Origin of the sequence: Kineococcus haloalkalitolerans, from assembly GCF_050871905.1 — a bacterium.
Taxonomy (GTDB): domain Bacteria; phylum Actinomycetota; class Actinomycetes; order Actinomycetales; family Kineococcaceae; genus Kineococcus.
Genome location: NZ_JBJLSH010000016.1, coordinates 58,879 through 76,848, shown reverse-complemented (window position 1 = coordinate 76,848; position 17,970 = coordinate 58,879). Strand labels below are relative to the sequence as shown.

Genomic DNA, 17,970 nt, shown 5'->3' with positions numbered 1-17,970 from the left:
GGGGCCGGCGCCCCCCCCCCCCCCCCCCCGCCCCCGCGCGGGGGGGGGGTCCGGGCGGCGCGCGCCCGGGGGCCGGCCCCCCCCCGGCGGGGGCCCGGCCCCCCCCCGCGCCGGCACCCCCGTCGGCCTCCTCGCGGGCGCGCTGCTCGGCCTCGCGGCGGGCGCGGCGCTGCTCGGCGACCTTCTCGGCGTAGGTCGGACCGGACAGGTCGTGCTGCACCTCCGGCTCGCGCTCCGGCTCGGTGGCCGTGGCGCTGGCGGGCGAGGCGCCGGAGGGGGCCGGCGGGGGCGGCGGCGCACCGGCCGGGCCGGACCCGGGCGGCGGCGGGGCCCACTGCCCCGCGGGAGCGCCCCACCGGGAGCCGGGAGCCTCGGGGCCGCCGGGCGGCGGGGGCGGCGCCTGCCACGGCGAGCGCTGCTGCTCGCCCGACCCCAGCGCCCCCTCGCGGCCGAAGCCGTTGGGCAGCTTGGACAGCACCTGCCGGGCCTGCTGCGCCATCTGCGGCTGGCACAGGACGGTGTACTCCCCCGCCACGATCTGGCTGGCGGAGGTGAAGTCGCGCCGCCCGCCGGTCAGGGCGTAGGAGATGACGCCGAAGAGCATGCCGAAGCCGGCGCCGATGAGCAGGCCGGTCAGCAGCCCGGGGGTTCCGGCGTTGCCGAAGACGGACAGCATGAGACCGATGAGCAGGCCGAACCAGGCGCCGGAGGCGGCCCCGGCCCCGGCGGCGCGCGCGTACGTCAGGCGCCCGGTCACCCGCTCGACCATCTGCAGGCCGGTGCCGACGATGGTGACGTTCTGCACGGGGAACTGCTCGTCGGACAGGAAGTCGACGGCGCGCTGCGCCTCCGCGTAGGTGCCGTAGCGCCCGATCGCCTCGCCCTGGGGCGGCGTGGGGGGGGGGGGGGGGGGGGGGGGGGGGGGGGGGGGGGGGGGGGGGGGGGGGGGGGGGGCGGGCGCCGGCGGGGGCCGGCCGCGGCCGGGGCGGGGAGGTGGTGGGGGGGGTGGGGGGGGCGGGGGGGGGGCGCCGCGGGGGGGGGGCCGAGGGCCCCGAGCGCGGGGGGGGGGGGGGGGGGGCCCCCCCCCCGCCCCCCCGCGAGGGGTCCGAGGTTGGACATGGGCGACTTCCTCACCGGTCGGGACGTCCCCGCGGCCGCGCCGCGGGGGTGGGGCGTTCGCCCCGTGATCAGTGCAACGTCGCCGGGGCCCGGGACGTGCCCGGCCCGGCACCGCGCGCAGCACCTGCTCAGCAGGCGTGCGGCGGCACCGGGCCGGCGGGTCGGGCGGGGCGTCAGGCGGAGGCGCGGCCCTCGCCGGCGCGCTGCAGCGCCTGCTCGGTGGCCTGCACCTCGCTGGTGGCGCCGGCCGTGGCCAGGCCGCCGCCGGCGGTCTCCAGGTGGGCGCGCACGAACCAGTGGTACTGCTCCAGCTGCCCGGCCTGGCCGATGAGCAGGTCCTCGGTGACCGGGTCGAGGTCACCGGTCTCCTCGATGGCGCGGCGGTGGTCGCCGATGACGCCCGAGTAGACGAGGTCCAGGGCGCCGAGGTGCTCGATGGCCCCGGCCCGGCCGATGGAGTAGTCGTCCCAGCTGCGCGAGCGCACGAGCGCACCGGGCGTACCACTGGGCGAGGCGCCGAGCGTGGCGACGCGCTCGGCGACCTGGTCGGACATCTCGCGCACGGCGTCGACCTGCGGGTCGAGCATCTCGTGCACGGCGATGAAGTGGGGGCCCACCACGTTCCAGTGGACGTGCTTGAGGGTCAGGTGCAGGTCCGTCAGCGCGAAGAGGCGGTCCTGCAGGATCGTCGCGACCCGGCCGCCGTCCTCGGTGCTCATGCCCGGGACGGTGTACTGCGGGGTGCCGGACGCGGGGGCGTTGCTCTCTCCAGCCATGGCCGCCACCGTAGGAGGGCGGGCGCCCTCCCGCCCGTCGAGCGGCCGTTAGCCTGGAGCGTGTGACCGGCACCACCCAGCGCGTCTTCGCCGCCCGCCTCGCGGGCACCTCGGTGTTCGACCCGCAGGGGGACCTGGTGGGCCGGGTGCGCGACCTGGTGGCCGTCGTGGGTGCCAAGCCGCCCGTGCGCGTCATCGGCCTGGTCGTCGAGGTCCCCGGCCGGCGCCGGGTGTTCGTGCCGATGACCCGCGTGACCAGCATCGACGTCGGGCAGGTCATCACGACGGGCCTGGTGAACATGCGCCGCTTCGAGCAGCGCGGCAGCGAGACGCTGCTGCTGGGCGAGCTGCTGGACCGCACCGTGACCCTCAAGGACGGCAGCGGGCCCGCCACCGTCGAGGACCTCGGCATGGAGGCCGTGCGCCCGCGCGACTGGCACCTGACGAAGGTGTTCCTGCGCCGCGGCCAGGCCCACCGCGGGCTGGGCGGGCGGCTGCGCCGGCGCGGGGAGACCCTCACCGTCGACGTGGACGCCGTCGTGGGGCTGGCCACCGCCGACGCCGCGCAGGGCGCGACCAACCTGCTGGCGGCCTTCGAGGAGCTGAAGGCCACCGACCTGGCGGAGGTCATCCACGAGCTGACGCCCAAGCGCCGGCACGAGGTCGCCGCGGCCCTGGACGACGAGCGGCTGGCCGACGTCCTGGAGGAGCTGCCCGAGGACGACCAGGTGGAGATCCTCTCCGGGCTGGAGGGCGACCGCGCCGCGCACGTGCTGGAGGAGATGCAGCCCGACGACGCGGCCGACCTGCTCTCGGAGCTGCCCGCCGAGCAGGCGGAGCGGCTGCTGGCGCTCATGGAGCCGGACGAGGCGGACCCGGTGCGCCGGCTGCTGGCCTACGACGAGCGCACCGCGGGCGGGCTGATGACCTCCGACCCGGTGGTGCTGGCCCCCGACGCGACGGTCGCGCAGGCGCTGGCCCACGTGCGCCGGGTGGAGCTGACCCCTCCCCTGGCCTCGGCCGTCTACGTGTGCCGGCCCCCGCTGGAGACGCCCACGGGCCGCTACCTGGGCACCGCGCACCTGCAGCGGCTGCTGCGCGAGCCGCCGTCGACGCCGCTGGGGCAGGTCGTCGACACGGACGTGGACGCCCTGGCGCCGGAGGAGTCGCTGCAGGCGGTGACCCGGCGGCTGGCGGCGTACAACCTCGTCTCGCTGCCCGTCGTCGACGAGGACGGGCACCTGCTGGGCGCGGTGACGGCCGACGACGTGCTCGACCACCTGCTGCCGCAGGACTGGCGCGACCAGGACGAGCAGATCTTCGAGGTGGGACGTGGCTGAGCGCCGGCACCGCAACCCCTTCGCCCGCTCGCCGCGCCGCCAGCGGAACGAGCGGGTCAGCCTGGACGTCCCCCGCGAGAGCCGCCGGCAGCTGCTGAGCCGGCCCGACGTGGACCCGGACGCCTTCGGCCGCGCCTCGGAGGGCTTCGCCCGCTTCATGGGCACGGGGCGCTTCCTCGTGTACATGACGGCGTTCGTGGCCGTCTGGCTGGCGTGGAACACGTTCATGCCCCCCTCGCTGCAGTTCGACCCCAAGACCCTCAACTACACGCTGCTGACGCTGATGCTGTCGCTGCAGGCCTCGTACGCGGCGCCGCTGATCCTGCTGGCGCAGAACCGCCAGGACGACCGCGACCGCGTCCTCAACGAGCAGGACCGCGCGCGCGACGAGCGCGCCCTGGCGGACACCGAGTACCTGACCCGCGAGGTGGCGGCGCTGCGCACCGCGCTGGGCGACGTGGCGACCCGCGACTTCGTGCGCTCGGAGCTGCGCAGCCTGCTGGAGGAGCTGGTCGCCGACGAGGAGCGCCCGGCGGCCAAGCGCAAGGGCGGCAAGAAGCGCAAGCGCGTCGAGGACGTCGCCGAGGACGGCTCCGAGGGTCCCGGGACGGCCGACCCGCTGGCCGGTGACGGCCCGGCCTCCCCCGCCCTGCCCGCGGCGCACGCCCCGCGCGGCTGAGGGGCTCCGGCTCAACCCGCCGCCGCGGGCTGCCGATGCTCTGCGGGTGACCACCCTCGACGACGTGCCCGCGACCTCGAGCACCCCGCCCGCCCAGGTGCGCCGGCGGCTCGGCGACGTCCTCGTCGAGAAGGGCCTGCTGCTGCCGGAGGACCTCGACGTCGCCCTGGCGCAGCAGCGCGAGGTGGAGGGCCCGCGCCGGCGGCTGGGCCAGATCCTCGTCGAGCTGGGCATGGTCACCGAGGGCGAGCTGGCGCAGTGCCTGGCGGAGCTGCTGAACCTCGAGCACGTGGACCTCTCGCGCCTCGTGCTGGCCCCGGACGTGGTGCGCCTGCTGCCGCGGGCGGTGGCCGAGCGCTGCCGCGTGCTGGTGCTGGACAAGACGCCGGAGTACCTGCTCGTGGCGGCCGCGGACCCGACGAACGTCCTCGCGCTGGACGACGTCAAGCTCTACACCCGCACGCCCGAGCTGCACGTCGTCGTGGCCACCGACTCCCAGATCCGCGACCACCTGGCGCGCGCGTGGTCGCTGACCGAGGACACCTCGCAGGTCTCGCGGATGGTGGAGGCGGCCACCGACGACGACGAGGACGAGACCGCCGCCGCCCAGCTGAGCGGCTCGGTCGACGACGACGCCCCCATCGTCAAGCTCGTCAACCGGATCCTGTCCGACGCGGTGCGGCTGCGCTGCTCGGACATCCACCTGGAGTCCCAGCGCGACGGCCTGCGGGTGCGCTTCCGCGTCGACGGCCTGCTGCGCGACGTGATGAGCGCCCCCAAGCGGGTCGCGCCGTCCGTCATCAGCCGCATCAAGATCATCTCGGGGCTGGACATCTCGGAGCGGCGCGTCCCGCAGGACGGCCGCACCCGCGTCACCGTGGACGGCGCCGCCATCGACTGCCGCGTCTCGACGCTGCCGGCCCTGCACGGGGAGAAGGTCGTCATCCGCCTGCTGACGCGCGGCGACGACGTGCCGGCGCTGGAGTCGCTGGGCTTCGAGCCCGACCAGCTGGAGGTCTTCACGCGGGCGCTGAGCGTGCCGCAGGGCCTGGTGCTCATCACCGGCCCCACCGGCTCGGGCAAGACGAACACCCTCTACGCGGCCATCCACGCGACGATGTCGCCGGAGAAGAACATCATCACGCTGGAGGACCCCGTCGAGGTCCAGCTGCCCGGCATCACGCAGGTGCAGGTCAACGCGAAGGTCGGGATGACCTTCTCGGCCGGGCTGCGCTCGGTGCTGCGCCAGGACCCCGACATCGTCCTCATCGGCGAGGTCCGCGACGCCGAGACCGCCGAGCTGGCGCTGAAGGCGTCGATGACGGGCCACCTGGTGCTGACGACCCTGCACACCAACTCGGCGGTCGGCGCGCTGACCCGCCTGGTGGACATGGGCGCCGCGCCCTTCCTGGTGGCCAGCTCCCTGACGGCCGCGGTGGCCCAGCGCCTGGTCCGCCGGCCGTGCGAGTCGTGCGCGGACGGCTACATCCCCGACGAGGACGTCCTGGCGCTGCTGGGCCTGACGATCGAGGACATCCTCGACGCCACCCCGCTGCGCGGCACCGGGTGCCCGGAGTGCGGCGGCACCGGCTACCGCGGCCGCACGGCCGTGTACGAGGTCCTCGACGTCGTGCCGAGCGTGCGCAAGGTCCTCATGACCACGCCCACGGAGTCGGCGCTGGGCGAGGAGGCCGCGCGCATCGGGATGTCGACGCTGCGGCAGTCGGCGCTGGCCAAGGCGATCCGCGGCGAGACGACCTTCGAGGAGGTCGTGCGCGTCACGGCCGGCTGAGGCCCCTCCCCGCGAGCGGGCGGGACCGGGGGCGGCACGTACGCTGGCGCCATGCCTGTGACGCCCGACGACGTCCGCGCCCAGCTGGCGACGGTCGAGGACCCGGAGCTGCACCGGCCCATCACCGAGCTGGGGATGGTCGACCGCGTGGAGGTCGGCGCCGACGGCGTGGTGGACGTGCGCGTGCTGCTGACGACGGCGGCGTGCCCGATGCGCGAGCGCCTGAGCACCGACGTCACGGCCGCGGTGCGCCGCTCGGGGGCCGCCGGGGTGCGGCTGGCCTTCGGCGAGATGAACGCCGAGCAGCGCCGGGCGCTGACGACCTCGCTGCGCGGCACCACGGGCGCCGCGCCCACGATCCCCTTCAACGACCCGGGCAACCTGACCCGCGTGTACGCGGTGGCCTCCGGCAAGGGCGGGGTGGGCAAGTCCAGCGTGACGGTGAACCTGGCCGCGGCGATGGCCGCCGACGGCCTGGCCGTGGGGGTGCTGGACGCCGACGTCCACGGCTTCTCGGTCCCCAAGCTGCTGGGCGTGACCGGCCGCCCCACCCGCGTGGACGACATGATGATCCCGCCGGTCTCGCACGGCGTGCGGGTCATCTCGATCGGCATGTTCGTGCCCGGCAACGAGCCGGTGGCCTGGCGCGGTCCGATGCTGCACCGGGCGCTGCAGCAGTTCGCCAGCGAGGTGTTCTGGGGCGACCTGGACGTGCTGCTGCTGGACCTGCCGCCCGGCACGGGCGACATCGCCATCAGCGTGGGACAGCTGCTGCCGCGCGCGGAGGTGCTGGTGGTCACCACCCCGCAGACCGCGGCCTCGGAGGTCGCCGAGCGCGCCGGCGCGGTGGCCGTCCAGACGGAGCAGCGGGTGGCGGGCGTGGTGGAGAACATGAGCTGGCTGCCGCTGCCGGACGGCTCGCGGCTGGAGGTCTTCGGCTCCGGCGGCGGCCAGGTCGTGGCCCGCAACCTCACGGAGCGACTGGGTCAGGACGTGCCGCTGCTGGCGCAGGTGCCGATGGACGTGGCGCTGCGCGAGGGCGGCGACGAGGGCCTGCCGGTGGTGCTGCGCGACCCGGACAGCCCGGCGGCGGTCGTGCTGCGGGACCTGGCGCGCTCGCTGGCGCGGCGACCGCGGGGCCTGGCGGGGCGGCGACTGGGCGTCAGCGTCGCCTGAGGGCGCGCCCCGGCGGGGCCGCGGCGCCCTCGGCGGTGGGCGACGCTCAGGTGGCGTCCTCGTCGAAGGGCACCGAGGCGCGATCGCCCGAACCCTCCTTGCGCAGGGACAGCCCGGAGCCGTTCGCGGTGCCGTTCTTCGCGGTGCCGTTCGTCCCGGTGCCGTTCGTGCCCTTGGCGCGCGCGGCCGTGGCGCCGTTGGTCTTCTTCGGCGCCGGCTCGTCGTCCCACACGTCCGACAGCGCGTCGCGCACGATGCGGCGCGGGTCGTACTGGCGGGGGTCGAGCTTCTGCCAGTCGATGTCGTCGAACTCGGGGCCGAGCTCCTCGCGCATCTGCGCCTGCGCGCCCTTGGCGAACCGGCGCACGGACTTGACGAGCTGCGCCAGCTGCTCGGCGTACTGGGGCAGGCGCTCCGGTCCCAGGACCAGGAGCGCCACGACGAGCAGGACGACGAGCTCGCCGCCGTTGATGCCGAACACGCCGCGAGTCTAGCTGTCCGCCTGGAGGGTCACCTCGACCTCGTCCGTGGACCCGCCCCGGCGCACGGTCAGGGTGACCGTGTCGCCGACCTGGCGGGCGCGGACGTCGACGATGAGCTCCTCGGGCGTGGTGACGGGTCGGCCCTGGACCGCGAGGATGACGTCGCCCGGCTGCAGGCCGGCCTGCTCGCCGGCACCGCCCGGCGTCACGGGCGGGGTGCCGTCGGGGGCCGGGCCGGTGGCGATCTGGACGCCCTCGCCGTCGTAGGCGTTGCTGAGGCTGATGCCGATGACCGGGTGCACGGCGCGGCCGGTGCGGATGAGCTGCTCGGCGGTGCGGCGGGCCTGCTCGGAGGGGATGGAGAAGCCCAGGCCGATGCTGCCGCCGGCGCTGGTCTGCCCGGGCAGGGCGGCGATGGCGGAGTTGACGCCGATCACCTCCCCGGCGCTGTTGAGCAGCGGGCCGCCGGAGTTGCCGGGGTTGATGGCCGCGTCGGTCTGGATGGCCTGGATGTAGGAGGGCGCCTGCGCCGGGTCGCCCGCCGAGACGGGGCGGTTGAGGGCCGAGACGATGCCCTCGGTCACCGTGCCCTGCAGCCCCAGCGGGGCGCCGACGGCGACCACCCGGTCCCCGACGACGACGGCGGAGGAGTCGCCCAGCGGCAGGGGCCGCAGGCCCTCGCGCTCGACGCGGACGACGGCCAGGTCGTAGGAGGCATCGGCGCCGACGACCTCGCCGGGCGCCTGCACGCCGTCCTCGAAGGCGATGGTCACCCCGCCGGGCACCGCACCGGCCACGACGTGGTTGTTGGTGAGGATGAACGCGGAGTCGCCCCCGGAGGCGTCCAGGACGAAGCCGGACCCCGTGCCGGAGCCCTGCTGGGTCTGCACCTGCAGCGCCACCACGCTGGGCAGGGCCGCCGCGGCGATGGCGGCGGTGGTGCCCGCGGGCCGCTCGGTGGTGCCCGGGGAGGGCTGCGGGATGTCGACCGCGGGGTAGACGGCCGCGGGCGCGACGGTGTCCAGGCGGTCCCACAGCGCGCCCCCGGCGAGGCCGCCGACGAGGCCGAGGGCCAGGACGCCGGTGGCCACGACGAGCTGCTGGGCGCCGCGGCTGCGGCGGCGGCGGTCCGGCCCGCCCCACTGCTGCTGCTGCCACTGCTGCTCCCAGTAGTCGCGGCCCGCGGGCACGGGCTGGGACCACGGCGAGCCGTGGGCGGGCGGTGGCGCGTCCGGACCGGGGGCGCGGTGGGCGTCCCCGGAGCGGCCGCGCTCGGGTTCGCGGTCCCGGTCGTGCTCGGGACCGGTGCGCCAGGGGTCGCCGGCGGGCCAGCGGTCGTCCCGGTCCGGCCCCTCGGGCGCGCTCACGGCGCGGCGGGCGGCGCGGTCGCGGGGCCGGTCGTCGGCTCCAGCGTGGCCGCCGGCGGCGTGGGTGCCGGGGACACCGACGGGCGGGTGCGCAGCTCGGCCACCGGCGAGGGCGCGTCGCCGCCGACGCCGAGGACGACGGCGCCCACGAGACCCGCCCCGAGCAGCGAGAACGTGCCGACCAGGGCCGCGGCCAGCGGCCGGCGGCGCAGCCCGCGCCGGCGCGCCGGGGAGCTGGACGACCCCGCGCCGCGGCCGGGGCGGGTGGCGTCGGCGCGCGAGGGCGGGGCGACGCCCACGACGGGTCGCGCGGGCTGGGCGATGGCACCGTCGCGCGGCGGCAGCGGGCCGGACGGCCCGCCGATGTCGAGCAGGCGGGTCAGGAGGTCCTGGGAGAGCTGCGGGGCGGGCAGGGAGGCGAGCCGGTCGCGCACGAGGCGCTCGGCGTCCACCGCCTCCGCGCACTCGCAGCAACCGCGCAGGTGCTCCTGCGCGCGGGCGTGGGCGTCGGGGGCGAGCCGCCCGTCGACGAGGGTGCTCACCCGGGCGCCGAGGTGCGGTCCGCTCACGCGCCCTCCCCGCCGAGGGCGGTCGAGGGGGCGGCGCCCGGCACGCGCGGGGCGGCCGGCGGGCGCGGCGCGCGGTGGGAGAGCGCCTCGCGCAGCTGGGCGCGGCCGCGGTGGATGCGGCTGCGCACGGTGCCCAGCTTCACCCCCAGCGTCGCGGCGATCTCCTCGTAGCTGAGGCCCTCGATGTCGCACAGGACGACCACGGCGCGGAAGTCCGGCGGCAGGGCGTCGAGGGCGGTCTGCACGTCGTCGTCGAGGTTGCGGTGCTCGAAGGCGCGCTCGGGGCCGACGTCGGTGCTGGGCAGGCGGTCGCCGGCGTCCTCGGCGAGGGCGTCGAAGCGGATGCGCTGCTTGCGGCGGACCTGGTCGAGGAACAGGTTGGTGGTGATGCGGTGCAGCCAGCCCTCGAAGGTGCCCGGCTGGTAGTTGGACAGCGAGCGGAAGACGCGCACGAAGACCTCCTGCGTGAGGTCCTCGGCGTCGTGGCGGTTGCCCGTGAGGCGGTAGGCCAGCCGGTACACGCGCGCGGAGTGGTCGCGCACCACCTCGTCCCACGTCGGCGGCACCCAGGCCGACGACGGCAGCGCCGCCGTCACGGGGGCGGCGTCGGGCCGGGTCGGGGCGGGGTCACCGGACGGGCCGGTGGTGTCACGCACGCTGGTCCTCCTGGAACGGGCCGGGACCGGTGCCGTCCACGGCACCGCTGCAGCTCCCATGCTCCCCCACTCCTCCTCGCTCAGCCAGCCGCGGGGCCCCGGACGGGCCCGTGGTCGGCGTGGGTTCCAACGCAGGTCGGAGACGGGCGGTTCCCCGGGTCCCCCGACCGGAGGACCCCGCGCCCGCAGGCCCGTCGCGCAGCGCGGCGGGACCGTCGCGCTGCGTCCCGCGCTCTCCGGGCGGGACCGGGCCGCCGCGCTAGGCTCCCGGGCGTGTCGCCGACCCCCGCCAAGCAGCCGGCCAGCTGGGCCTACGCCGAGCAGTTCGTCCCCGAGGACGAGGTGCTGCAGGCCGCCCGCGCCCGCGCGGCCGACCTCGACGCGGACCCGGTCCCGCCCGGGGTGGCGGCGGCCCTGACGGTCCTGGCCGCCGCGGTGCGCGCCCGCACGGCCGTGGAGGTCGGCACCGGCGCCGGTGTCTCGACGCTGGCGCTGCTGCGCGGCATGCCCGAGGACGGGGTCCTCACGAGCATCGACACCGACGGCGAGCGCCAGCGCGCGGCCCGCGAGGCCCTGGCCGACGAGGGCGTGCGCAGCAACCGCGCGCGGCTGATCCCCGGCCGCGCGCTGGAGGTGCTGCCCCGCCTGTCCGACGCCGCCTACGACCTGGTGCTGCTGGACGGCGACGAGCGCGAGTACTCCGCCTACCTGGAGCAGGCGCTGCGGCTGCTGCGCCCCGGCGGGCTGCTCGCCGTCGACGACGCCCTGTGGAACGGCCGGGTGGCCGACCCGGCCGCCCGCGACGCCGCCACGGCCGCGATGCGCGCGGTGGGCGACGCCGTGCGCGAGGACGAGCGCTGGACGCCGGCCCTGCTGCCGTGCGGCGACGGCCTGCTGCTGGCGGTCAAGCGCGCCTGAGCGGGCCGCTCAGCGCTCCAGAGCCGGCCCCGCCAGCTGCTCCAGCCACGTCAGCAGCAGGCGCGCGCCGAAGCCGGTCGCCCCGCGCGGCACCTCGTGCTCGGGCGCGTCCGCGCGGGCGGGCCCGGCGATGTCCAGGTGCGCCCAGCGGCGCCCGCCCGCGAAGGGCCGCAGGAACAGGGCGGCGACGATCGCGCCCGCCCCCGCGCCGGGTACGCCCGCGACCTGCCGGGCGTCGGCGACGTGGGACTCCACGAGCTCGGCGTACTCCTCCACCATGGGCATGCGCCACAGCCGCTCCCCCGACGCCTCGCCCGCCGCGAGCAGAGCGGCGGCCAGCTCCTCGTCACCGGTGAACAGGGCCCCGTGCCGCTTGCCCAGGCCCTGCGTGGCGGCGCCCGTCAGCGTCGCGACGTCCACCACGAGGTCCGGCTCCAGCCGGGCGTCGGCGTAGGCGAGGGCGTCGGCCAGGACCAGGCGGCCCTCGGCGTCGGTGTTGGCGACCTCGGTGGTGCGCCCGCCGTAGTGGGTCACCACGTCGCCCGGGCGGTAGGAGGAGGCGCCGAGGGCGTTCTCGGCCAGCGGCAGCAGCCCCGTCACGCGCAGCGGCAGCTCCCGGCGGGCGGCACCGGCCACGGCGGCCAGGACCGCCGCGGCCCCGCTCATGTCGGTCTTCATGGACACCATCGACTCGCGCGGCTTCAGCGACAGCCCCCCGGTGTCGAACGTGATGCCCTTGCCGACGAGGACGACGTGCGGGGCGCTGCGGGCACCGCGCCCGCGCGGGACGTGGGCGACCTCGACGAGGGCCGGCGGCGAGGCGGAGGCGCCGCCGACGGCGACCAGCCCGCCGAACCCCTCGCGCTCCAGCCGCGCGGCGTCGCGCACGTCGACGCGCAGCCGCCCGGCCGCGGCGACCTCGCGCGCGCGGGCCGCCGTCCACGCGGGGTCCTTGAGGTTGGAGGGGGTGGCGGCCAGGTCCCGGGCCAGGACGGTCGCGGCGGCGGCGGCCAGCCCGGCCTCGACGTCGGCGGCGGCCACGTCGCCCACGAGCAGCAGGCGGCGCGCGCCGTCCCCGCCGGCGGGCTGGTCGGCGGGCTCGTCGCCGCGGGCGCGATGACCGGCCGCCGGCGGCGTCCACGAGGCGAGCAGGAAGCCCTCGACGACGGCGCGCACCCCGGCCGGGCCGGTGCCGTCGGCCAGGGTCGTCACGACGTCCTCGCGCGGGCCGGCGGCGCGGGCCAGGGCGGCGGCGGCGCGGCGCAGGTCGGCCGGGCTGGACGTCCCCGCGCCGACGACGTGCAGGACGCGCGGCCAGCCGGCGGGAGCGCGCACGGGCAGGCGCACGGCCGTGCCGGCGCGGCCGCTGACGCGCTCGGCGGCGCACTCGGCGGCCAGGTCCAGGTCGTAGCGCACGGCCGCGTCGGCCGCACCGGGGCGCGGCAGCACCGCGGGCGGCGCGTCCGGTCCCGCGGACCCGCCGCCGGGCGCCTCGTCGGGTGTCCCGCCGGGGGCCACGGGCACCGCGAGGACGCCGTAACCGGCCAGGTCGTCGGCGGACAGGGCGGCCAGCGGGCCGGCGGCGGTCAGGACGCGCGGGGCGCGCCAGGGGCGCAGCTCGGGGGCGGGGGCCTTCGCGGGGGTCTTCCCGAGGGGCTTCGCGGGGGTGTTCGCGGGCACAGCGGCGTCCTGTCCTGCCCGGGGCGGGCGTGTCGGCGGGTGCGGTCGGTGCCGGGGCGGGGACGCCGCGGGGCGGGCACCCGAGGTGCCCGCCCCGCGACGACGACCTCAGCCCACGACCGAGGTGATGGCCTCCCCGAGGGCGCTCGCCTCGTCCGGCGTCATCTCGACGACGAGACGACCACCGCCTTCCAGCGGCATGCGCAGGACGATGCCGCGCCCCTCCTTGGTGACCTCCAGCGGACCGTCCCCGGTCCTCGGCTTCATGGCCGCCATCGGTGTGCGTCCTCTCTCGTCGTCGCGTCCGCGCGCCCACCCGCAGCCGGGTGCCGCGGTCGGCGTGGGTGACCATCATCCCCCACCGGGCGGGCCGCCGCGGTGCGGGGCGCACCGGGAGCACCCGGCCGGGCGTTCCCGGGCCGTGCCGCCGGTCGCGCCGGGGGGCGCGTCACGGCGGCCAGTCCGCCGGCGGGGAGAAGCGCCACAGCCACGCCACCCACACCACGTGCAGCGCCAGCGAGGCCGCCACCAGCGCCCACAGGGTGCCGCGCCGGCCCGGCCGCAGGGCCGCGAGGCCGCCGAGCGGGAAGAGCAGCACGAGGTAGCGGAACAGGCTGGTGAACGGGTCGAGCACCAGCAGCAGGTAGCCGGCGTAGGCCAGGCACCAGGTGCGCAGCTCCGGGCCCAGCACCGCGGCGCGCCGCGAGAGGACCAGCGCCGCGTACCCGGCCAGCAGCGCCACCAGCGCGAGCGGCCCGGCGACGTCGCCCAGCAGGTACTGCGACACGTCCCACCACGGCCGCAGCCACTCCACCCGCCCGTCCGCGCGCCAGGCGCCCATCGTCGCGGTGTACGCGTCGCGCTCGCCCGTCAGCGACCACGCCGCCAGCGGCCACAGGCCGGCCGCGGCCGCCGAGGAGGCCAGCAGGACCCCCGCGCGCAGCACGTCGCGCGCCGCGGGACGGACGGGGGCGCCGCAGGCCGTCCGCCGGGCGGCGCGCACCCGCACCAGCAGGTGCACGACGACGACCGCGGACAGCGGCACGGCCACCGGCCGCGTCAGCCCGAGCAGCAGCGCCAGCCCGGAGGCGGTCAGCCAGCGGCCGTCCAGCAGCGCCAGCAGGAAGCCCGTCAGCAGGGCCAGCGCCAGGCCCTCGGTGTACGGCACCTGGTAGACGAGGGAGGGCGGGGACACGCACAGCAGCACCGCACCGCTCCAGGCGGCCCGCCGGGCGGTGGCCGCGCCGGCGCCCGCCGCCAGGGCGGCCCGCTCCAGGACGAGGTGGGCGCCCACGGCCGCCGCCGCGCCCGCCAGCAGGGCCAGGGCCGCGCCCGCGGTCTCGAACGGCAGGCCGGCGGCGCCGAGCGCCCGCACGAGCAGCGGGAAGACCGGGTAGAACGCCAGCTCGGACTGCTGCGGCGCGCCGTCGCCGTCGCGGGGGACGGCGCCGGGGTAGCCGTCCTCGGCGATCCGCCGGTACCAGGTGGCGTCCCACAGCCCGAGCATGTCGCGGTAGCCGGCACCCTCGGGCGTCCAGCCGCTCGGCTCCTGGAAGCGGGCGACGGCGGCCAGGACGGCGGCCGAGAACAGGCGGGCGACGGCGTAGACGAGCAGGACCCGAACGAGCACGGGAGCGCGCGCCCACCGCAGCAGCAGCCCGAGCACGAGCGGCGAGCCGGGCCCGCCCGGCGGGGCCGCCCGGGCCCCCGCTCCCCCGGCGGCCGGCGGACCCGCGGCCATCAGGAGCGACCCGGGACCGCGCCGCCCTCGACGTCGGCGCGCGCGGCCCGCAGGACCAGCTCGAAGCCCCGGCGCCCGGCGAGCGCGCCGAGCGGTCCCGCGGCGGCCGCCGCCCACGCCAGGGCGGCGGGCCGGGGCACGACGTGCTCGGTCCAGTCGACCTGCGCCCAGCCGTCGCCGACGTCGCGCACGCCCAGCGAGACGGTGCCGCCCAGCAGGCGGCCCGTCTTGACCACCTCCACGCGCCCGGCGCGCCCCGGCGCGGGCGCTCGCCAGCTGGTGACGAGCATCTCGTCGTCGAAGGCCAGCGGCCCGACGCCCGTGCGGCCGACGAACCGCTCGCCGGGGCCGGCCACGGGACCCGGCAGCCGGAACACCGCGGTGGCGGGCACCCAGGCGCTCTGGCGCGGCCAGTCGGTGAGGACGTCGAAGACGCGCGCGGCGGGTGCCCGGAACAGGGCGGTGGCGGTGAAGGCGACGACGGTCACCGGGCCACCTCGCCGCCCGCGCGCGCCCCGCTCACAGGTCGTCCGCGCTGCGCCAGGCGGCCAGCTCCTCGTCGCGCTCGCGGATCTCCTCGCGCAGGCGGTCCAGGACGGCGTCCACCTCGTCCATGCGGTAGCCGCGCAGGCCCAGGGAGAAGCGCACGGCGTCCACGTCGGCGGCCGCCACGGGCCCCTCGGGCAGGCCCCGGTGGGGCCGGCTCGACGTGGACGGGCCCAGCCCGCCGGTGACGCGGCCGGCGACCACGGCGGCCACCAGGCCGGCCACGACGACGACGAGGGCCACCAGCACGACGGTCACGGGCGCGGCTCCCCCCGCCCGCCGGGCAGCTCCTCGCCGGGGAAGTCGACGAAGGTGCCGACGATCTCCGAGGACGGCAGGCTCACGCGCTCGCGGGAGGCGCGCTCGAGGTGGTCCAGCGCGTCGACCGGGTCGTCGGTCCAGTGGACGACGTCCAGCACCATCGGCCGGGCGAAGCCCCGGTCCACCAGCGAGGTCAGCCACGTGCGCAGCCCCGCGTAGTGGCCACCGGAGTCGAGGACGGCCAGCGGCTTGGTGTGCAGGCCGATGGTGCGCGCCACCCAGATCTCGAACAGCTCCTCCAGGGTGCCCAGGCCGCCGGGCAGCACCACGAACGCGTCGGCGCGCGCCTCCATCTCGGCCTTGCGCTCGCGCATGTCGCGGGTGACGACGAGTTCGTGCAGCGCGTCCGGGGGCAGCTCCAGCTCCACGAGCGCCTTCGGGATGACCCCGGTGGTGCGGGCGCCGGCGGCGCGCGCGGCGGCCTCGGCGGCGCCCATCACCGAGGTGCCGCCGCCGCCGTAGACGAGGTCGTGCCCGCGCTCGGCGATCAGCCGGCCCACGCGGGCGGCCAGCTCGACGTGGGCGGGGTCGATGCCCCCGCTGGCGCTGCCGTACAGGCAGATGGTGCTCACGCCGCGCCCCCCTCGGGCAGCAGCCACGACCGCAGCGCGGCCAGGCACCGGTGCAGGTCCTGCACCGGGCAGCGCTCGTCGTCGGCGTGGGCGGTGGAGGGGTCGCCGGGGCCGAAGTTGACGGCGGGCACGCCGAGGGCGGAGAAGCGCGCCACGTCCGTCCAGCCGTACTTGGGGCGCGCGCTCTCCCCCGTGCGGGCGACGAACGCGGCGGCCGCCGGCAGGTCCAGGCCGGGGCGAGCGCCCTCGGCGGCGTCGGTGATGCGCACGTCGTGGCCGGCGAACACCTCGCGCACGTGCTGCTCGGCCTCGGCGGCGCTCCACGCGGGCGCGAAGCGGTAGTTGACGGTGACGGTGCAGCGGTCGGGCACGACGTTGCCGGCGATGCCGCCGGTCACGGCGACGGCGTTGAGCCCCTCGCGGTAGGCCAGGCCGTCGACGTCGACGGTGCGCGGCTCGTAGCGCGCCAGCCGGGCCAGGACGTCCGCGGCCGCGTGGATGGCGTTGACGCCGCGCCAGGAGCGGGCCGAGTGGGCGGCGACGCCCGTGGTCGTCACCTCCGCGCGCAGGGTGCCGTTGCAGCCGCCCTCCACGACGGCGGACGTCGGCTCCAGCAGGACGGCGAAGTCGGCGGCCAGCAGGTCCGGCGCGGTGCGCGCGAGGCGGCCCAGGCCGTTGCGGTCGGCCTCGACCTCCTCGTGGTCGTAGAACACGAAGGTCAGGTCGTGGGTGAGCGCGTCGGGCGCAGCGGCCGCCTCGCGGGCCAGCGCCAGCTGCACGGCGACGCCGCCCTTCATGTCGCACGTGCCGCGGCCGACGAGGACGTCGCCGTCGGCGGGGTGCTCCTCGCGGCGCACGGGCAGGTTGGGCGGGTCGGTCAGCGGCACGGTGTCCAGGTGCCCGGCCAGCAGGACCCGCTCGGCGCGGCCGAGCGCGGTGCGGGCCACGACGGCGTCGCCGTCGCGGACGACCTCCAGCACCCCGCCCGGGCCGCCGAAGGAGCGCAGCGCCGCCTCCACGGCGTCCGCGAGCGCCCGCTCGTCGCCGCTGACGGAGGGCACGTCGCACAGGCGGCGGGTCAGCTCCACGACGTCGGGCGCTCCCGCGGCCAGGTCGGCCGGGGCGCGCGGCGGGGTCGGGGAGGTCGCGAGGGGGCTCACGACCAGCACAGTAACGAGGGCCGCGCGCCGGCGAGGGGTGGCAGCGGGCGGCCGGACGGCCGCGGGCACCGGGGCACCCGCCCCGTAGGGTGAGCGCCGTGAGCACGGCGGCGGGAGAGCAGCGGGTGGACGAGCGGCGCGCGTGGGGCCACGGCCTGGCCACGGCGACGATGGACGGCACGGTGCTGGACGTCTGGTACCCCTTCCCGGCCCTCGGGCGGGCCCCGGGCACCGGGTCCTACTACGTCCCGGCGGAGCTGGCCGCGCTGGAGGACACCGACACCCACCGCCGGGTGCGCAAGCACGTGGTCACCACCGAGATCGACCTGGACGCGGCGCCGGCCGACGCCGCCGACGCGTACCTGCGCCTGCACCTGCTCTCGCACCGCCTGGTGCGCCCGCACGGGGTGGACGTGTCGGGGATCTTCGGCGTGCTGGCCAACGTGGTGTGGACCAACCACGGCCCCTGCGCCGTCGCCGACTTCGAGCGCACCCGCCTGGCGCTGCGCGCCAACGTCGGCCCGGTGACGGTGTTCGGCATCGACAAGTTCCCGCGGATGACCGACTACGTGGCGCCGGCGGGCGTGCGGATCGCCGACGCCGACCGCGTGCGCCTGGGCGCCCACCTCGCGCCGGGCACCACGGTGATGCACGAGGGCTTCGTCAACTACAACGCCGGCACCCTGGGCACCTCGATGGTGGAGGGCCGCATCTCGGCGGGCGTCGTCGTGGGCGACGGCTCCGACGTCGGCGGCGGCGCCTCGATCATGGGGACGCTCTCGGGCGGCGGCAAGGAGGTCGTCTCGATCGGCGAGCGCACCCTGCTGGGCGCGAACTCCGGCACGGGCATCTCGCTGGGCGACGACTGCGTCGTCGAGGCCGGCACCTACGTCACGGCGGGCACGAAGGTCAGCGTCCTGGACGAGGCGGGTTCCGTGCGCGCCACCGTCGCGGCGCGGGAGCTGTCCGGCTCCGACGGGCTGCTGTTCCGCCGCAACTCCGTCACCGGTGCCGTGGAGGCCCTGCCGCGCAGGGGCGTGCGCGTGGAGCTCAACGCCGCGCTGCACGCCAACTGA

General features: G+C 77.6%; 19 protein-coding genes. 6 read left to right on the top strand and 13 right to left on the bottom strand.

The window, feature by feature from the left end; genetic code table 11:
• A partial coding sequence (locus ACRYMY_RS08560; protein WP_432546846.1) for a YflT domain-containing protein occupies positions 1-874 on the bottom strand: 874 nt, incomplete at its 3' end.
• Between the two features lie 418 nt (positions 875-1,292).
• Entirely contained in the window at positions 1,293-1,895 is a 603-nt protein-coding gene (locus ACRYMY_RS08555; protein ID WP_432546839.1) for a Dps family protein, read from the bottom strand.
• Between the two features lie 62 nt (positions 1,896-1,957).
• Here ACRYMY_RS08555 and ACRYMY_RS08550 point away from each other — a divergent pair, with 62 nt between their 5' ends.
• Genes ACRYMY_RS08550 through ACRYMY_RS08535 form a run of 4 tightly spaced genes read left to right on the top strand, consistent with a single transcriptional unit; the run spans position 1,958 to position 6,882 of the window.
• Positions 1,958-3,235 (top strand): magnesium transporter MgtE N-terminal domain-containing protein, encoded by a 1,278-nt coding sequence (locus tag ACRYMY_RS08550; protein ID WP_432546838.1) that lies wholly within the window; start codon positions 1,958-1,960, stop codon positions 3,233-3,235.
• Entirely contained in the window at positions 3,228-3,914 is a 687-nt protein-coding gene (locus tag ACRYMY_RS08545; protein ID WP_432546837.1) for a DUF1003 domain-containing protein, read from the top strand. Before ACRYMY_RS08550 ends, ACRYMY_RS08545 begins: the two co-directional genes overlap by 8 nt.
• 46 nt (positions 3,915-3,960) lie before the next feature.
• Positions 3,961-5,706: a GspE/PulE family protein gene (locus ACRYMY_RS08540; RefSeq protein ID WP_432546836.1), complete on the top strand. Its 1,746-nt coding sequence runs from the start codon at positions 3,961-3,963 to the stop codon at positions 5,704-5,706.
• A 51-nt stretch (positions 5,707-5,757) separates the two neighbouring features.
• Positions 5,758-6,882 (top strand): Mrp/NBP35 family ATP-binding protein, encoded by a 1,125-nt coding sequence (locus ACRYMY_RS08535; protein WP_432546835.1) that lies wholly within the window; start codon positions 5,758-5,760, stop codon positions 6,880-6,882.
• A gap of 46 nt (positions 6,883-6,928) precedes the next feature.
• On the opposite strand, the gene ACRYMY_RS08530 is transcribed toward ACRYMY_RS08535, so the two are convergent.
• Genes ACRYMY_RS08530 through sigE form a run of 4 tightly spaced genes read right to left on the bottom strand, consistent with a single transcriptional unit; the run spans position 6,929 to position 10,016 of the window.
• Positions 6,929-7,363, bottom strand: coding sequence for a twin-arginine translocase TatA/TatE family subunit (locus ACRYMY_RS08530; protein ID WP_432546834.1), 435 nt, complete (start codon positions 7,361-7,363; stop codon positions 6,929-6,931).
• A 9-nt stretch (positions 7,364-7,372) separates the two neighbouring features.
• Positions 7,373-8,731 (bottom strand): S1C family serine protease, encoded by a 1,359-nt coding sequence (locus ACRYMY_RS08525; RefSeq protein ID WP_432546833.1) that lies wholly within the window; start codon positions 8,729-8,731, stop codon positions 7,373-7,375.
• Complete coding sequence (locus ACRYMY_RS08520; protein ID WP_432546832.1) at positions 8,728-9,300, bottom strand: anti-sigma factor family protein; 573 nt, start codon at positions 9,298-9,300, stop codon at positions 8,728-8,730. Before ACRYMY_RS08520 ends, ACRYMY_RS08525 begins: the two co-directional genes overlap by 4 nt.
• Positions 9,297-10,016 carry an RNA polymerase sigma factor SigE gene (gene sigE / locus ACRYMY_RS08515; RefSeq protein ID WP_432546831.1) on the bottom strand — a complete coding sequence of 240 codons (720 nt, stop codon included), beginning with the start codon at positions 10,014-10,016 and terminating at the stop codon, positions 9,297-9,299. Before sigE ends, ACRYMY_RS08520 begins: the two co-directional genes overlap by 4 nt.
• Positions 10,017-10,229: 213 nt before the next feature.
• Here sigE and ACRYMY_RS08510 point away from each other — a divergent pair, with 213 nt between their 5' ends.
• On the top strand, positions 10,230-10,874 hold the full coding sequence (locus ACRYMY_RS08510; RefSeq protein WP_432546830.1) for an O-methyltransferase: 645 nt from the start codon (positions 10,230-10,232) through the stop codon (positions 10,872-10,874).
• A gap of 9 nt (positions 10,875-10,883) precedes the next feature.
• On the opposite strand, the gene ACRYMY_RS08505 is transcribed toward ACRYMY_RS08510, so the two are convergent.
• The 7 genes from ACRYMY_RS08505 to dapE all read right to left on the bottom strand — a co-directional run bounded on the left by ACRYMY_RS08505 (position 10,884) and on the right by dapE (position 16,903).
• The gene (locus ACRYMY_RS08505; RefSeq protein ID WP_432546829.1) at positions 10,884-12,554 is read right to left on the bottom strand and encodes a leucyl aminopeptidase family protein; all 1,671 of its coding nucleotides are present in this window, start codon (positions 12,552-12,554) and stop codon (positions 10,884-10,886) included.
• Positions 12,555-12,662: 108 nt separating this feature from the next.
• Positions 12,663-12,830: a DUF3117 domain-containing protein gene (locus ACRYMY_RS08500; protein WP_166617328.1), complete on the bottom strand. Its 168-nt coding sequence runs from the start codon at positions 12,828-12,830 to the stop codon at positions 12,663-12,665.
• Positions 12,831-13,002: 172 nt separating this feature from the next.
• Entirely contained in the window at positions 13,003-14,295 is a 1,293-nt protein-coding gene (locus ACRYMY_RS08495) for a hypothetical protein (RefSeq protein WP_432546828.1), read from the bottom strand.
• Entirely contained in the window at positions 14,295-14,783 is a 489-nt protein-coding gene (locus ACRYMY_RS08490; RefSeq protein WP_432546827.1) for an SRPBCC family protein, read from the bottom strand. The genes ACRYMY_RS08495 and ACRYMY_RS08490 overlap by 1 nt, the downstream gene beginning before the upstream one ends.
• Positions 14,784-14,814: 31 nt before the next feature.
• Entirely contained in the window at positions 14,815-15,099 is a 285-nt protein-coding gene (locus tag ACRYMY_RS08485) for a DivIVA domain-containing protein (RefSeq protein ID WP_432546826.1), read from the bottom strand.
• The gene (locus ACRYMY_RS08480; protein WP_432546825.1) at positions 15,096-15,734 is read right to left on the bottom strand and encodes an LOG family protein; all 639 of its coding nucleotides are present in this window, start codon (positions 15,732-15,734) and stop codon (positions 15,096-15,098) included. Before ACRYMY_RS08480 ends, ACRYMY_RS08485 begins: the two co-directional genes overlap by 4 nt.
• Positions 15,731-16,903 carry a succinyl-diaminopimelate desuccinylase gene (gene dapE / locus ACRYMY_RS08475; protein WP_432546845.1) on the bottom strand — a complete coding sequence of 391 codons (1,173 nt, stop codon included), beginning with the start codon at positions 16,901-16,903 and terminating at the stop codon, positions 15,731-15,733. The genes ACRYMY_RS08480 and dapE overlap by 4 nt, the downstream gene beginning before the upstream one ends.
• Before the next feature lie 89 nt (positions 16,904-16,992).
• Here dapE and dapD point away from each other — a divergent pair, with 89 nt between their 5' ends.
• A complete protein-coding gene (gene dapD, locus ACRYMY_RS08470) occupies positions 16,993-17,970 on the top strand; it encodes a 2,3,4,5-tetrahydropyridine-2,6-dicarboxylate N-succinyltransferase (RefSeq protein WP_432546824.1) in 978 nt (325 codons plus the stop codon).

Excerpts from the sequence above, each read along its gene's own strand:
- ACRYMY_RS08555 (WP_432546839.1), bottom strand. The coding sequence starts at position 1,895 with ATGGCTGGAGAGAGCAACGCCCCCGCGTCCGGCACCCCGCAGTACACC.
- ACRYMY_RS08535 (WP_432546835.1), top strand. The coding sequence starts at position 5,758 with ATGCCTGTGACGCCCGACGACGTCCGCGCCCAGCTGGCGACGGTCGAG.
- sigE (WP_432546831.1), bottom strand. The coding sequence starts at position 10,016 with ATGGGAGCTGCAGCGGTGCCGTGGACGGCACCGGTCCCGGCCCGTTCC.
- ACRYMY_RS08500 (WP_166617328.1), bottom strand. The coding sequence starts at position 12,830 with ATGGCGGCCATGAAGCCGAGGACCGGGGACGGTCCGCTGGAGGTCACC.
- ACRYMY_RS08495 (WP_432546828.1), bottom strand. The coding sequence starts at position 14,295 with ATGGCCGCGGGTCCGCCGGCCGCCGGGGGAGCGGGGGCCCGGGCGGCC.